Genomic DNA, 15034 nt, shown 5'->3' with positions numbered 1-15034 from the left:
CAGCCCCTCTCCCGGCGGTGCGTGGGATCGCGCGGCCCGGCTCTCCCGGTCGCCGGCCTGCGTCCTCCCTACCGCCGGGAGAGGACTCACCCCTCGGCGGAAGGAGCCCTTCGATGACTCATCAGGGCGTAAGAACGTTCAGACCCCCGGGCTGGAGCCGCGACGCGACCAGCGAGGACGTGGACACCGCCAACCGGATCCTGCCGATGCACGCCCCGACCGACTCGTCGCGCGGACTGTGCGCGAGCGCGCTGCACCTCATCAACGCCCCGGCCTGGCCCTGCGAGCAGTATCTGTGGGCCAAAGCGGTGCTCGACGCGGCGGAACGACGCCAGATCAACGAGTGAGTTTCTGGCCGGTGAGCTCGGCGACCGTGCGGCCGATCGCGACCGCGGTGGCGTCCGGGTCGTAGCCGTCGAACTTCCGCGGTTGCGCGTCCGGGAACGCGGTGAGCCAGGTGTCGGGCACGTCGATGTCCTGACCGGGTACGAGCAGCTTCACGTCGCTGATCCGGTGCTGCCGCAGGAGTGTCCGTGCGTCCTGCTCGGACGTCGGCAGGTCGGTGACCTGGGCGTCGGAGAGCAGCAGCAGCGCGGTCTCGCACTGCGTCGTGCGGAAGCCGTCGACCTGCGCGAGGGCTGGTTCGAGCAGCGTGCCGCCGCCGTCGGCGACTCCCGTCGCGGCGGGGGCGCCCGCTGACCCGGCGGTCGTCGGCGGTAGGCGGACCGTCGCGGTCTCCGCGAAGTCGAGGATCGACAGCTCGTCGGTGTCGCGCAGGTTGTTGGCCAGCCACGGCACCAGCCGGGCGAGTGCTGCGTCGCGAGCACCGGCGTAGTCCTGCATCGAGCCGGACGAGTCGACCAGCAGGGTCAGCCGCAGGCACTCGGGTCCGCGCTTGCCCTCGAGCGCGTAGTCGCCGAGGGCACCGGCGACCGGCGCCGGGTCTTCCTGCCGCTGGCAGCTGGTGAACAGCAGCCACAGCAGCGGAACGAGCAGAAGCAGCGCGGCCAGTGCCCAGAAGGGACGGCGGGACGGCCCGCCGAGCCGCGGGGACCGGCCGAACCGTGGCCCGGGAGCCAGCGTCGTCACGAGCGCTGCTCCGGGACGTAGCCGTTCGCCACGTTCGGTTCGATCGGCACGTTCGGTTCGATCGGCACGGTCGGGTCGATCGGCACGGTCGACGGGAGCGTCGGTGCGGCGAGCGGTTCCAGGTGGAAGAGGCGCTCGCGCAGCTCGGTGATTCGGCGAGCGGCGGTCGCCGAATCTTCCGGGCGGCAGCGCGACAGATGCTCGATCGCGTCCTCCACGCGGCGCATCGGCCCGATCGCCATCCCGGCCCCGAACAGCGTCAGCGGCCGCGTGGACGGCAACCCGGTCAGCCCGTCCCTCGCTCCATCCCGATCCGTCCTAGCCCAGTTCCCGAGGTGCGCTCCGCGCGGCTCCCCCACCGCCGGCGACGCCGCCGGCTGGCCCGGCGCGAGCTGCCCCGGCGCGAGCTGACCCGGCGCGAGCTGACCCGGCGCGAGCTGACCCGGCGCGAGCTGACCCGGCGCGAGCTGGCCCGGCGCTGCCGGGAGTGGCACCGTCGGGGCCGCCTCACCCGGTGGCATTCCGTACGTGGCCGGGGGGTAGGTGGGGGCGGCCGCTCGGGAGTCGGCGATCATTCGGGCGCCGACCGCGACGATGCGTTCGATCGCGTTGAGCTGCGTCTGCACCTCCGCGCGCAGGTCCTCCCACGCACGGTGATGCGCGACGTCCGCCCGCGTCTTGGCCGCCACCAACCGGTCGAACACCTTCGCGCGCTCCGAACTCTGCCCTCGGATCTCCGACACCAGGAACACCCGCGCCGCCGCATCGGCGATCAGCACCGCGACGAAGATCGCGGCCATCGGCAACGCCGGCGGCGGCAACGACCCGATCGGCGCGGTCGCCTCGTCGAACCGGAAGTTGATCAACCAGCCGACCGACACCAGCGCCAGCACGAACGCGAGCACCGCGAAGATCGCACCGATCCGGTCCTTGCGCCCCACTCCGGGATACCCGGCCAGCCACCGGTGCCCCAGCGGTCCGACGACCCGCGCGGTCGCGACACCCACGACCGGGATGAACAGCGCCAACAGTGCCGCTGCCACGCGCGACGGGTCGTACCAGGGCGCATCCGGCTCCACGACGTCGTCGAAGATGGAGTACCAGAAGAACACCTCGACGACGATGAAGATGATCTCGACGATCGTGAGCACCCGGTTGGTGATCAGCGGCCGGTGCGGGTCGAAGTCCTCGACGAACGGCCCGTTCGGATCGTTGGCCGGGCTACCGCGGCGCCCCCGCCAGATCGGGTTGGTCCGCGTGGCGTCCAGGCGCTGGGAGGCCAGCACCGCGGCGAAGTCGGCGGCGTCCAGCGCGTGTTGTTTGCGCAGCAGCGACCGCGAGGCCTTGGCGTCCGCGGCCGCGATCGTCGAGTTCACCTCGACGAGCACCGCGACCTGGCCCGGCGACATCGTCCCGGGGGCGACGGCCTCCCGCTCGAGGACCCGCTGACGTGCACGTTCGACACCACGGGTGCCGAACAGTCGGGCGAAGAAGCTCATCGCGTGCACCCTCCGGGTCGGATCTCGATCTCCACCCGCCGGTTCTTGGCGGCAGCGGTGGTGTCGTGGCGGCCGTCGGCGAACTCGTCCACGGCCGGACGTTCGGCGCCGTAGCCGACGGACTCGAGGCGCGCGGTGTCCACTCCGCGCTCGGACAGCGCGCCGACCACCGCCTCCGCGCGCCGGGTGGAGAGGTCCCGGCGGTAGCCGGCGTCGCCGTACCGCGCGGTGTGTCCGGAGACGACGGCGGTGGCCTCGGCGTCGCCCTTCAGGTCCGTCGCGATCGGCGCGAGCACACCGTCGGCCTCTGGCTGCAGGTCGGCGCTGTCGGGGGCGAACAGCAGCGACGCCGGGATCGAGACCCGGGTGGCGCAGCCGTCGCGGACCTCGGTGGCGGCCGGCACCGCGATCGGGTCCTTCGGGAGCCCGTTCGGCGGCGCTTCGGTGGCCGGCGCGTGCGCGGACTCGAACGTCACCGTGGCTCCGGCGGCCTTCAGCACGCTGTCCCAGAGCTTCTGCAGCGACGTGCGGGCCGACTGCGGTAACCGCTGCTCGGACGAGGTGTCACCGAGCCCGCTCCAGACGATCTTCTGCGCCTGGAGCGCCGGCGGCAGTGCGTTCGCGGCCTTCAGCGCGTCGGCAAGGCCCGCCGGGTCGGCGTCGAACTGCTGTTTGTTCAGGTCGAACTCGCCGCTGTTGGAGACGCCGTCGGAGACGACGAGGATCTCCTCGGGCTTGTCCTCGGCGGCCCGGCCGAGCGCGCTCAGGATGCGGCTGCCCTCGCCCTTGGGCTGCAGCTCGTCACCGCGTGCCCAGGTGGGGACGCACTCCAGGGCGAGGGCGCGGGCCCGCTGGGAGGCCTGGGAGTTCGAGCCCGGCGCCGGGTCCAGCGCGACCGTGCGGGTCGGTGGCGCGCCCGCACCGTCCACACCGACCAGTACCAGGGCGTCGCCCCGCTGCTGCGCGGTTTTCAGCGCGGTCGTGACGCCCGGCGGCAACCCGCCCGAGACGGCAGATGCGGTGTTGTCCACGACGAGCGCCGTCTTGGGCGCACCAGCCTCCGGAGCGACCTCGGCCACGCGGGCGCAGTCGGAGTCCGAGCGGGCAGCGGTCGTGTCCTCTGGCGGGTCCTCACTCGAGCAACCACTGAGAATGATGAGACCAGTGGTGACTACTGTGAGTATCGAGAGTCGGGCCCGGCTCTGCATCGACACTTCTCCCCACGTCGCTTCGGACTCGCTGCTCACAGCGTTTCTTCCGAATGCAAGCCCGACGAGGGGGAACTCCCTAGGCACTACGGGGCGTTAACCCCCTAGGGAAATCAGTACGCGCAGGTGCGGGGGTGTTTCGTGGCGGATCGAAGAATGTTGCTAAATGAACACGACCTCCACGATCGGGTGCAGGTTCAGATCACCGCGACGCTCCAGCGGTTGGCGCTCGCCGCACACTGGAACTCCGACCCACGCGTCGGCGAGCTGTTGGACGAATCCAGGGAACTGCTCGGTCTCGCCGCGCGCGACGTCCGCCTGTTCGCCCGGGGAATCAACCCGGCGGTCCTCGAGTCCGACGGCCTGCGGGGCGCGCTCCGCGCGCTCGCTGACGGCTTCCCGGGTCTGGTCGACGCCCGGGTCGTCGCCGAACGCTATCCGGCGCCGCTGGAGTCCGGGCTGTTCCTGGCGCTGTCGGAGGCGGTGGCCAACGCGGTCCGGCACGCCGGCGCGTCCACGATCCTCGTCGAAGTGGAGCGGGACGGCGAGTTCGTCGTCGGCCGCGTCACCGACGACGGCGCCGGTACTGCGCAGCCGAGCCCGTCGGGCGGCCTGGAGAACCTCCGCCGACGCATCGCGACGCTGGGCGGCGACACCGAACTGCTCAGCGAGCCCGGGCGCGGCACGCAGGTGACGATCCGACTATCTACTCCGAAAGTAGCGCAGAACGGCTAGTACGCGCCGATTCTGCGAGGTGTCGGAGGGCAGGTCGAGCTTGGTGAAGATCCGGGCGATGTTGTTCTCGACCGTCTTCGTCGTCAGGTGCAGTTCCTCGGCGATGCCCTCGTTGGAGCGTCCTTCGGCCATCGCGCGGAGTACTTCGCGTTCCCGGCCGGTCAGGCGGTCGAGCTCGTGCGGCCCCTCGGCTGCCAGCCGGTCGATCAGCTCGGGCTCCAGGACCGTTTCGCCGGCGATGATCCGCACCAGTGCGGTGCGCAGCGCGTCGACGTCGGCAATGTGGTCTTTGAGGCGGTAGCCCAGACCACGGGAACCCAACCGCCGGAGCAGTCGCATGAGGTGGGGGGCCTCGGCCCACTGGGAGAGCACCAGGATTCCGATGCCCGGGTAGCGCGCCCGGAGCGTCTCGGCCGTGTCCAGCCCACCCTCGGGGTAGGGCGCCATGCGGATGTCGAGGATCGCGACGTCGGGCACGTCCGCGTCCACCATCGACAGCAGCTCGGTGCCGTCGCGCGCCTGGTGCACCACCTCCACGTCGGCGGCTTCGAGCAGGAGGCGTAAGCCTTCGCGGAAGAGCGCGGCGTCGTCGGCGATCGCCACCCGTGGCGGGCGGTCGCTCACCGGCACGGAATGCGCACCTCGACACGGGCGCGACCGCCCGAGGACTCGATGATCGACACCGTGCCGCCCGCGGCACGCACGCGGAGGGCGATCGGCGAGCCGAGCAGCTCCGTGACGTCCGGCCGCGGGGCGTTCCGGGCCGAGACACGCAGGCGCAGCTCGGAGCCGGCCATCGTCGCGTTCACGTCGACCACCTCGTCGGTCGTCTGCAGGTAGTCGGTCAGTACCCAGCTGACAACGTAGTAGGCCAGCGCTTCCGCGGCCGGGTCGAAGCGGTCCTCCGGCACCGTCACGCGCACCGGGACTCGGTGGCGGCTCGCCTTGGCCTCGAGGGCCGCCCCCAGCCCCGACTCGGTGAGCATCGCGGAATGGATGCCGTGGGCGAGTTCGCGGAGCTCGCTGAGGGCGAGGTCGAGCTGGGCCTGCGCGTCTTTCAGGACCTGGCCGGCGTGCTCGTCGGTGCCGCTGCGGGCAGCGCCGAGCCGCATCGTCAGCGCGGAGAGACGGGTCTGTGCCCCGTCGTGCAACAGCTGTTCCAACTCTCGGCGTTCCGCCCAGCTGGCGGCCAGCGCCCGCGACTGTTCGTCGATACGGCGTTGGAATCTTCGGTACCGCACGATGCCGACGAACGCGAACGCGGCGGCCAGCAGGGTGTTGCCGGCGGCGAGCAGAGGCTCACCGGACCAGAGCGGCTGCTGCACCGCCGCGGCTAGAGCACCTGCGACCACCGTCACCACCCACGAGCTGGTGAGCGCGCGGCGGACGTTCATTTCTCCAGGAAACTTCTCTGGAGCGACGGATGCCAGGGGGCTTGCACCCAGAAATTACTGCGTGAGTGAACGCACGATTACAGCTGCGGGGGCATCCTGGGCGGACGCGTGGCCGGTGCCGGCCCAGAGCGCCATCCGGTCGGGGTCGCCGGCCTTCGCCGCGGCCGCGCGCAGCGGGCGGGTGAGGTGGTGGACCTGGGGATACGCCTCGATCGCCTGCTCTTCGTGTTCGCGGATGAACGCGTTGACGATGCCGCGGGCGCGCCGGCCGGTGAACGTACGGGTGATCGCGGTTTCGGCGGGGGTGGCCAGGGCGTCCTTGTGGGCCTGCTGGGCGCCGCTCTCCGGGGAGCGAAGGAGTGCGGTGCCGACCTGGGCGTAGGTGGCGCCGTTCTCCAGGACCTCCCGAACCGCGTCAGCGTCTTCGAGGCCTCCTGCGGCGACCAGTGGCAGGTCGGTCAGGGTTTTCACGTCGGCCAGGAGCGTTGCCAGCGGCACCGGCTCAGCGTCCGGTGTCCAGGCGCCGCGGTGCGCGCCGGCTTCGGCTCCCTGCAGGAGGAGCGCGTCGGCGCCGGCGGCGGCGGCCTTCCGGGCCTCGTCGGCAGTGGTGACGGTGACAGCGACCGCGGAGCCGACGCGGTGGAGTGCCGCGATCGCGTCGGACGGGCAGCCGAACGTCAGGCTGACGACCGGCAGCGGGTCGGCCAGCAGCAGTTCGAGCTTCGCGGCCCAGTCGTCGTCGTCCCAGCGCGGGGTGCCGAGTTCGACGCCGAGCCGGGTGGCGTCGTCAGTGATGCTTGCGGCGTAGCCCTCGACGTTCGTGTCCTTTCGCGGCCACGGAACGAACAGGTTGGCGCCGAACGGCGCGCGGGTGCGTTCCCGGACCGAGGCGATCTGATCCCGCAGCTGGTCGGCGGTGAGGTATCCGGCGGCGACGAATCCCAGCGCACCGGCGTCGACGACGGCCGCGACGAGGTCCGGCGTGGTAGCTCCACCGGCCATCGGCGACTGGACGATCGGCAGCTCCGTCTGTGGCAACCTAGGCACTCCCCAAGCTTTCCACACCTGTGGATAGAACCTGTGTACGAAGAATCGAGGGCGCTGTGGATCTCTTCGTCGACGAGCGGGGCACGGGCCCGACGGTCGTGCTGCTGCACGGCGGGCTGCTCGACCACCGCATGTGGGACGCCACCGTCGACGTGCTCGCTGACGACTACCGGGTGATCCGATACGACGCGCGCTCCCACGGCCGCTCGCCGAGCGCGACCGGCGACTGGTCACCCGCGCGTGACCTGCACGAGGTGATCGAAGCGACGGGGTCGAGCGGTGCGACGCTGGTCGGGCTCTCGCTGGGCGCGCGCGCCGCTATCGACTTCGCGCTGGAGTGGCCGGAACTCGTCGGACGGCTGGTGCTGATCTCGGCGGGCGCCAGCGGGATGGAGTTCCGCGATCCGTACATCCTCGATCTGCAGGCCCGCCAGATCGAGGCCGCGCGGAACCTGGACGCCGACGGGTTCGTCGAGTGCTTCCTGCGCATGTGGGTCGACGGCCCGCAGCGCGAGCCGGCGCAGACCGATCCCGGCGTCCGCGAGGCGTGCCGGGAGATGGCGACGACCGTCGCGACGAAGCACTACACCGCGCGGGGCAGGTTGGTCGAAGACCACGCCGTCGACCGGCTGGCCGAGCTACGTCCTCCACTGCAGGTGATGACCGGCGCGCTGGACTCGCCCGACATCCTGCAACTGGCCGATTCGATCGTCGACGCCGTCCCGGGCGCCGAGGCAGTGCGGTTGCCGAACGCCGCCCACACCCTCCCGCTGGACGCGCCGGCCGAGTTCCACGCCGCCTTGCTGCCGTTCCTGGCGGGCGGTCAGGGCCAGCGGTAGATCTGGGGGCGTGGGGGCCAGGGGCGGGCGGCACGCGGAGCGGCGCCCTCGAACGCGAGCCAGGCCTCGGTGCGGTCGTCACCCACGACGTCGGCGAGGCCGTTCCACGCCCGCGCGTCCACGTACGGCCGGCACTCGTCGCAGGCGAACCAGTCACCGGCGGGTACGGACGCGGCCGTTTCATCGGCGCGGTAGGCCCAGCGGGGCACCGCGGCCTCGCAGAAGTCGCACATCATGCCCGCGCCGGTCGCGGCCGGCGGTGTCCCCGCCTCGGTGTCGACCTGGCCCGTCGGCCCGATGTCGGTGAGCGTCGCCGTCCACGCGGCGACCGTGGCTTGCAGAGCCGTGCTGTCGACGCTGGGCGGTGAGACGTCCTCCACCCAGGGCAGCAGTAGCCCGGCGAGCTCCTCCATCTGCGCGGGCGTGTTGATGCGGCCGTTGACGGTGAACCACAGCACGACCGCACCGCCGGTGGGGTGGTCGAGGTCGCAGGCCGCACACAGCACGGCGCTGCCGGCGGCTCCTACCTCGACCGCCAGCAGCGCCGACCCGCTACAGCGGGGGCAGTGGACCACGATCTACTCGATCGCCGCCGGACCGAGCAGCGCCTTCAGGTCGGCCATCAGCGCAGGTGTGGGTGCGACCCGGACGTTGTCGCCGAGCCGCCAGCGCGTCGCCCGCGCCTTGTGCTGCAGCTTCAGGTGCACCTCGGTGGTGCCGGGGTGCGTCGACAACGTCTCCCGCAGCTGCGCCACGAGCTGGTCGTTGACCCGGTTCGCAGTGATCAGGATGACCACCGGCTTCTCCGAGTCGGCCTCGCCGAGGTCGAGCAGCGCCAGGTCCTGGGCGAGCAGTTGCGGCTGGTCCTCGCGCTTGTCGATGCGGCCCTTCACCAGCACCATCGCATCCTCGACCAGGTGCTGGCCGACGAGCTCGTACGTGGCCGGGAAGAACCGGACCTCGATACCGCCCTCGAGGTCCTCCAGACGCGCGCTGGCCCAGAGCTTGCCCTGCTTGGTGACCCGCTTCTGCAGCCCGGAGAGCAGACCGCCGACCGCGACCGTGCGCCCGTCGGGATAGTCGTCGCCGACCAGCGCCGAGATCGGGCAGTCGACCTTCGCGGCCAGCAGGTGCTCGACGCCGGAGAGCGGGTGGTCGGACACGTACAGGCCGAGCATCTCCCGCTCGGTGGCCAGCTTCTCGTTCTTCGGCCACTCGTCGGTGCCGATCGGCGGTGTGAACGCGACGCTCAGGTCCTCGGCCTGGTCGTCCCCGAATCCGGAGCCGAACAGGTCGAACTGGCCGACCGCCTCGCTCTTCTTGATCTCGGCGAACGACTCGACAGCGGCTTCGTGCACCGCGAGCAGGCCCTTGCGGGTGTGCATCAGCGAATCGAACGCACCGGCCTTGATCAGCGCGTCGACGACCTTCTTGTTGCAGACGATCGCCGGCGTCTTCTTCAGGAACTCGTAGAAGTCCTTGAAGGCGCCCTTCTCGGCACGCGCGGCGATGATCGCCTCGACAGCGTTCGCGCCGACGTTGCGCACACCGGTGAGACCGAAGCGGATGTTCGTGTCACGCGGGGTGAAGTTCGCGTCCGACTCGTTGACGTCGGGCGGGAACACCTTGATGCCCATCTTGCGGCACTCGTTGAGGTAGACCGCCATCTTGTCTTTGTCGTCACGCACGGACGTGAGCAGCGCCGACATGTACGCCGCGGGGTAGTTGGCCTTGAGGTACCCGGTCCAGTACGAGACCAGCCCGTACCCCGCCGTGTGGGCCTTGTTGAACGCGTAGTCGGAGAAGGGGACCAGGACGTCCCAGAGCGCCTTGATCGCGGCATCGGAGTAGCCGTTGGCCTTCATGCCCTCGGAGAAGGGCTTGAACTCCTTGTCGAGGATCTCCTTCTTCTTCTTGCCCATCGCGCGCCGCAGCAGGTCGGCGTTGCCGAGCGAGTAGCCGGCCACCTTCTGGGCGATCGACATGACCTGCTCCTGGTACACGATCAGGCCGTGCGTCGTGTCCAGGATCTCGGCCAGCGGCTCGGCCAGCTCCGGGTGGATCGGTGTCTTCTCCTGCTGCCCGGTCTTGCGCAGCGCGTAGTTGATGTGCGAGTTCGCGCCCATCGGGCCCGGCCGGTACAGCGCGAGCACCGCGGAGATGTCTTCGAAGTTGTCGGGCCGCATCAGGCGGAGCAGCGACCGCATCGGCCCACCGTCGAGCTGGAAGACGCCCAGCGTGTCGCCGCGGGCGAGCAGCTCGTACGTTGCCTTGTCGTCCAGCGGGAGCTCGAGCAGGTCGATCTCGGGGCCGCCGTCGGCCACGATCGCCTTCAGGCAGTCGTCCAGGACCGTGAGGTTGCGCAGGCCCAGGAAGTCCATCTTCAGCAGGCCGAGCGTCTCGCAGGTCGGATAGTCGAACTGCGTGATGATCGCGCCGTCGGAGGCGCGCATCCAGACCGGGATGTGGTCGGTCAGCGGCTCGGCGGACATGATCACGCCGGCCGCGTGCACACCGGCCTGCCGGATCAGGCCTTCCAGGCCGCGGGCGGTGTCGATGACCTTCTTGACGTCCGGATCGCTCTCGTAGAGCCCGCGAATCTCACCGGCCTCGTTGTACCGCTTGTGGCTCGGGTCGAAGATGCCGCTCAGCGGGATGTCCTTACCCATGACGGCGGGCGGCATCGCCTTGGTGATCCGGTCGCCGACGGCGTACGGGTAGCCCAGCACGCGGGCCGAGTCCTTGATCGCAGCCTTGGCCTTGATCGTGCCGTACGTGACGATCTGGGCGACCTTGTCGGCGCCCCACTTGTCGGTGACGTAGCGGATGACGTCACCGCGCCGACGCTCGTCGAAGTCGATGTCGATGTCGGGCATCGAGACGCGGTCGGGGTTGAGGAACCGCTCGAAGATCAGGCCGTGCGGAATCGGGTCGAGGTCGGTGATGCCCATCGCGTAGGCGACCATCGAGCCGGCGGCCGAGCCACGGCCGGGGCCCACCCGGATGCCGTTGGCCTTCGACCAGTTGATGAAGTCGGCCGTCACTAGGAAGTAGGACGGGAAGCCCATCTGCAGGATGATGCCGATCTCGTACTCGGCCTGGGCCTTGTGCTGCTCGTCGATGCCGGTGGGGAAGCGGCGCTTCATCCCCTCCCAGACCTCGTGCCGGAACCAGCTCTCCTCGGTCTCGCCCTCGGGCACCGGGAACTTCGGCATGAGGTTCTTCTTGACGAACATGCCGGTGGTGTCGACCTTCTCGGCGATCGCCAGCGTGTTCCGGCAGCCTTCCTGCCAGGCGTCCGACGAGTCGACGCCGTACATCTCGGCGGCCGACTTGATGTAATAGCCGGTGCCGTCGAACTGGAACGTCGGCGCGGCCAGCGTCGAGCCGGTCTGCACGCAGAGAAGGGCGGAGTGCGACGTCGCCTCGGCCTCGTGCGTGTAGTGCGAGTCGTTCGTGACGACCGGCTTGATGCCCAGCTCTTTGCCGATCTGCAGCAACCCGTCGCGGACCTGGCGCTCGATGTGCAGCCCGTGGTCCATCAGCTCGAGGTAGAAGTGCTCTTTGCCGAAGATGTCCTGGAACTTCGCGGCCGCTGCGCGCGCCTCGTCGAACTGGCCCAGACGCAGCCGGGTCTGCACCTCACCGGAGGGGCATCCGGTGGTGGCCATGATGCCCGCGGAGTGCTCGGCGAGCAGCTCGGCGTCCATCCGCGGCCACTTGACGAAGTAGCCCTCGGTGTAGGCCCGGGAGGACAGCTGCAGCAGGTTGTGCAGCCCTTCGTCGTTGCGTGCCCACATCGTCATGTGGGTGTAGGAGCCCGAACCGGAGACGTCGTCGCCCTTCTGATCGGGGCGGCCCCACTTGATGCGCTTCTTGTCGTACCGGCTCGCGGGCGCGATGTACGCCTCGGTACCGATGATCGGCGTCACCCCGGCGGCGGTGGCCTGCGTGAAGAAGTCGTACGCGCCGTAGGTGTTGCCGTGGTCGGTCATCGCGATGGCGGGCATTTCGAGGCGCTGGGCCTCGGCGAACATCTGCTTGAGACGCGCCGCTCCGTCAAGCATCGAATACTCAGTGTGCACATGCAGGTGGACGAATCCATCGGCGGCGCCGGGCATCGTGAGAGCGCCTCCTGGGGCGGGAGTGGCCGGGAACAACCTAGGACCCTACCCGCCCGACGCACGGCTCGGGCCACGCGACGCGGAGGTGTGGACAATAGCGCTGACCGGCCCAATGACGCTTACACCGTCCGGTGGAGGGGTCGTGTCAGCGTCCCGCTGAGGAGCCGTCTCGGCGGTTGAATTGCGCTGCGTCACCGCCGTTGGTTGCAGCCTGGCGAGCGTCGTCCTGGTGTTGATCGTTGATTACTTTCTGTTACTCCTGCGGCTGTGCAGTACCTTTGCATCCATGCCGCAGCAGGGCGATCCGGGGGAGCTCCGCGCCGAGTTACGCGAGGTCCGCTCTGCGTTGGACGAGACCGCTGCGCGTCGGCGTGGCGCGCTGGATCGCACTGCCGCGCTGAGCCTGGGGCTGATGCTCGTCGGGCTCGCTGTGTTCGCCTCCGTGTCGGCGTACTCGTACGCGGCCGGGCAGCCCGGGCGTGGTCGGGCGTTCGCGGTTCTCGCGGTGATCGCGCTGCCGTTCGTGCTGTACGCGGCCTGGAGTTCGGTCGGCCGGTACCTGGTGCTGGGACGCTCGGCCACCCGCATCCGCCAGCGCGAGTCGGAGATCACCACCCGCATCAAAGCCCTCGATGCGACGCCGGATCCGCACCCGACGCCGGCTCCGCCGCCGGGCCGGACCCGGGTCGAGACCCCGGCCACCGCCGAGCCGGCACCGGTCCCTGCGGCCGCCGCCGAGCCGGCGCGGGTCGCGCCCGCGGCGATCACCGCCGACGTGGAGCCGACCGAGGCCGCGGCGATGATCGAGGCGGCGCTCCCTGCATACGCCGTGCAGCGCATGCTCGGCAAAGGCGGCTGCGGCATCGTCTTCCTCGCCGAACACCGCCAGGCGGGCTGGCAGCGCGCACTCAAGCTGCTCACCGAGCCCGACCTCCTACCCGACTCGCAGTCGCGCTTCCTGCGCGAGGCCCAGGTCATGGAGAGCCTCGACCACCCCCACGTCGCCCGCGTCTACGAGTACGTGGAGCACGCCGGCTTCAACCTGATCGTGATGGAGTTCCTCGCACGCGGCAGCGCGTCCGCCCGCCGCACCGAGCTCCTCGGCCGCCCCGAACCCCTCTGCGCGCTCGGGCTCGCGGTGGCCGACGCACTCGCGGCCGCACACGCCCGCGGCGTCGTGCACCGTGACATCAAGCCGGGCAACCTGCTGTTCGCCGAGGACGGCACGGTCAAGGTCACCGACTTCGGCATCGCGAAACTGCTGGCCGGCGGCGTCGACGGCGAACAGGCGAGCGTGCTCGCCCTCACCCCGGGCTACGCCGCGCCCGAGCAGATCAACGGCGACGAGATCACCGCGCGCACCGACCTGTTCGGCCTCAGCGCCACGCTCTACAAGCTCTTCACCGGCCGGACACCGCCGCTCCCCGGCCCCGACGGCTCCCCGCGGGCGAACCTGACCGCGATTCCGCCGGGCATCGCGTCGGTGCTGGAGCGTTCGCTCAACGGGTTCCCGGAGAACCGGCACCCGACCGCGAAGGACTTCGCCCTCGACCTGGCCGCCGCGTCCGGCGCGGCCCTGCGCCCGGGCTGGCTCGACGCCGCCGAGATCCCGTTCCGCGGCGCCCCGGAGATCCGCGCCGCCGCTACGGTCTGACGGATGGATCCCAAGTCGGGCGCCGGCCTGCTGCACAGGCTCACGTCGTACACCCTCGACCGCGAGTGGGACGTCCCCGCCGACGACCCACGCGTCCGGCACGACCTCACGCCGAACGACCCCGACACGCACCCGCCGTTCGCCAAGACGTACCGCGGCCTGGAGCGCCTGCCCCTCCCCCGCGACCTGCCGAACCCCGGCGTCAGCGCCACGCACGTCCTCGCGGGCCGCCGCTCCGCGCCCCAGGCTTTGGACGCGGCACAGCTCGCGCGCATCCTGTTCCTCGGCGCCGGGATCGTCCGCACCGCCGAGCGTCGCGGTCGCCCGCACCCGTTCCGCGCCTCCGGCTCCGCGGGGGCCCGCTTCCCGCTCGAGCTCTACGTCAGCGCCCGGAACGTCGACGGCGTGCCTGACGGCGTCCACTGGTACGACCCGTTCGCGCACGGTCTCGTGCCCATCGGCCCACCCGCCGAGGGCGAAACGACCACGCTCGTCGTCACCGGCGTCCCGTGGCGCACCGGCTGGCGCTACGCCGAACGCGGCTGGCGTCACCTGTACTGGGACGCGGGCACGCTGCTCTCGCAGCTGTCCGCCGCGGTGGCGAGCGCAGGCCTGCCCCCTCGCCTTCGAACCCTCTTTCCGGACGCCACGCTGCGGACGTTGGTCGGGGCCGACGGTGTGCACGAGTACCCGTTGGCGCTGCTCAGCCTCGGCGACGGCGACCCCGCGATCGTGCCGTCGGGTACGGCGGAGAACGGCGAACTGCCCGCAATGGAGTTCCCGCTGTGCACCGACGCCCAGCGCGCCGGCGAGCGGAACGTCCTCGGCGAGCCGTGGCTCGACGGCGAGCCGCTCGACGACGCACCGGCGGCCGAGTCCCTCGACGAGGTCATCCTCCGGCGCGGTTCGCAGCGCCGCATGGACCGCGCCCGCACGCTGCCCCGCACGCATCTGGACTGGCCGCTGCGCGCCGCCCTCCGCGGCATCCCGATCCCGCACTGGGTCGTGGTGCACGGTGTCGACGGCGTCGATCCGGGCGTCTACCGCGACGGCGCGCCCGTGTACCAGGTCGAGCTGCGCGACGAGACGACCCGCGTCTGCCTCGACCAAGGGCTCGGCGGCGACGCGGCGTACGTCGTCATCGGCGCGGTTCCCGACGCGGACCTGGACGACCGCACCTACCGGGACGCCCAGCTCGCGGCCGGTCTCGTCGAGGGCCGCCTGCACCTGGCCGCCTACGCGCTGGGCGCGAGCGCCACCGGCATGACGTTCGCGGACTCCGAAGTACCGGCCCTCCTCCACGAGCCGGCCGACCTCGTGCCCCTGCTCTTCACGTGCGTCGGCGTCCCGTCGTATGCCGCCCGCCGCGGCGGTACCCCGGGCGCCCCGTCCACGTTCCGCCCGGTGACCCCCCGCATCCGCTAGGCGCCGACCTCGTCGGCCAG

At 70.9% G+C, this 15034-nt stretch carries 13 protein-coding genes; 5 read left to right on the top strand and 8 right to left on the bottom strand.

All coding sequences use genetic code 11. From position 1 onward, the window contains the following. Window positions 1-113: 113 nt before the first annotated feature. The gene (locus ACGFY5_RS39265) at window positions 114-347 is read left to right on the top strand and encodes a hypothetical protein (protein WP_392728956.1); all 234 of its coding nucleotides are present in this window, start codon (window positions 114-116) and stop codon (window positions 345-347) included. On the opposite strand, the gene ACGFY5_RS39260 is transcribed toward ACGFY5_RS39265, so the two are convergent. From ACGFY5_RS39260 to ACGFY5_RS39250, 3 genes are read right to left on the bottom strand one after another with little or no spacing between them, the layout of a single operon-like run. Next, window positions 337-1089, bottom strand: coding sequence for a VWA domain-containing protein (locus ACGFY5_RS39260; RefSeq protein ID WP_392728953.1), 753 nt, complete (start codon window positions 1087-1089; stop codon window positions 337-339). The genes ACGFY5_RS39265 and ACGFY5_RS39260 overlap by 11 nt on opposite strands. Beyond that, entirely contained in the window at window positions 1086-2588 is a 1503-nt protein-coding gene (locus ACGFY5_RS39255; protein WP_392728951.1) for a hypothetical protein, read from the bottom strand. Before ACGFY5_RS39255 ends, ACGFY5_RS39260 begins: the two co-directional genes overlap by 4 nt. Further along, the gene (locus tag ACGFY5_RS39250; RefSeq protein ID WP_392728948.1) at window positions 2585-3667 is read right to left on the bottom strand and encodes an OmpA family protein; all 1083 of its coding nucleotides are present in this window, start codon (window positions 3665-3667) and stop codon (window positions 2585-2587) included. The genes ACGFY5_RS39255 and ACGFY5_RS39250 overlap by 4 nt, the downstream gene beginning before the upstream one ends. A gap of 285 nt (window positions 3668-3952) precedes the next feature. Between ACGFY5_RS39250 and ACGFY5_RS39245 the strand changes: the two genes are divergently transcribed. Beyond that, window positions 3953-4531, top strand: a complete 579-nt coding sequence (locus tag ACGFY5_RS39245) for a sensor histidine kinase (RefSeq protein ID WP_392728946.1) — start codon at window positions 3953-3955, stop codon at window positions 4529-4531. On the opposite strand, the gene ACGFY5_RS39240 is transcribed toward ACGFY5_RS39245, so the two are convergent. Genes ACGFY5_RS39240 through ACGFY5_RS39230 form a run of 3 tightly spaced genes read right to left on the bottom strand, consistent with a single transcriptional unit; the run spans window position 4499 to window position 6963 of the window. After that, window positions 4499-5155: a response regulator transcription factor gene (locus ACGFY5_RS39240; protein ID WP_392728944.1), complete on the bottom strand. Its 657-nt coding sequence runs from the start codon at window positions 5153-5155 to the stop codon at window positions 4499-4501. The genes ACGFY5_RS39245 and ACGFY5_RS39240 overlap by 33 nt on opposite strands. Continuing rightward, on the bottom strand, window positions 5152-5925 hold the full coding sequence (locus ACGFY5_RS39235) for a sensor histidine kinase (RefSeq protein ID WP_392728941.1): 774 nt from the start codon (window positions 5923-5925) through the stop codon (window positions 5152-5154). The genes ACGFY5_RS39240 and ACGFY5_RS39235 overlap by 4 nt, the downstream gene beginning before the upstream one ends. A gap of 54 nt (window positions 5926-5979) precedes the next feature. Next, window positions 5980-6963: a nitronate monooxygenase gene (locus tag ACGFY5_RS39230; protein ID WP_392728939.1), complete on the bottom strand. Its 984-nt coding sequence runs from the start codon at window positions 6961-6963 to the stop codon at window positions 5980-5982. A 65-nt stretch (window positions 6964-7028) separates the two neighbouring features. Between ACGFY5_RS39230 and ACGFY5_RS39225 the strand changes: the two genes are divergently transcribed. Then, window positions 7029-7811: an alpha/beta fold hydrolase gene (locus ACGFY5_RS39225; RefSeq protein ID WP_392728937.1), complete on the top strand. Its 783-nt coding sequence runs from the start codon at window positions 7029-7031 to the stop codon at window positions 7809-7811. Here the strand turns inward: ACGFY5_RS39225 and ACGFY5_RS39220 are convergent. After that, the gene (locus ACGFY5_RS39220; protein WP_392728934.1) at window positions 7796-8386 is read right to left on the bottom strand and encodes a DUF6300 family protein; all 591 of its coding nucleotides are present in this window, start codon (window positions 8384-8386) and stop codon (window positions 7796-7798) included. The two genes, ACGFY5_RS39225 and ACGFY5_RS39220, sit on opposite strands and share 16 nt — an antisense overlap. 3 nt (window positions 8387-8389) lie before the next feature. Further along, complete coding sequence (gene dnaE, locus ACGFY5_RS39215) at window positions 8390-11932, bottom strand: DNA polymerase III subunit alpha (RefSeq protein ID WP_392728932.1); 3543 nt, start codon at window positions 11930-11932, stop codon at window positions 8390-8392. Window positions 11933-12221: 289 nt separating this feature from the next. Between dnaE and ACGFY5_RS39210 the strand changes: the two genes are divergently transcribed. Together ACGFY5_RS39210 and ACGFY5_RS39205 are read left to right on the top strand one after the other, a co-directional pair. Continuing rightward, a complete protein-coding gene (locus ACGFY5_RS39210) occupies window positions 12222-13589 on the top strand; it encodes a serine/threonine-protein kinase (RefSeq protein ID WP_392728930.1) in 1368 nt (455 codons plus the stop codon). A 3-nt stretch (window positions 13590-13592) separates the two neighbouring features. Next, the gene (locus ACGFY5_RS39205) at window positions 13593-15014 is read left to right on the top strand and encodes a hypothetical protein (protein WP_392728927.1); all 1422 of its coding nucleotides are present in this window, start codon (window positions 13593-13595) and stop codon (window positions 15012-15014) included. Window positions 15015-15034: the final 20 nt, after the last annotated feature.

It is taken from the genome of Cryptosporangium sp. NPDC048952 (genome assembly GCF_043197895.1).
Classification (GTDB): Bacteria; Actinomycetota; Actinomycetes; order Mycobacteriales; family Cryptosporangiaceae; genus Cryptosporangium.
Note: the sequence above shows the minus strand (reverse complement) of the source record. Positions and strands in the feature narration are given on the sequence as shown.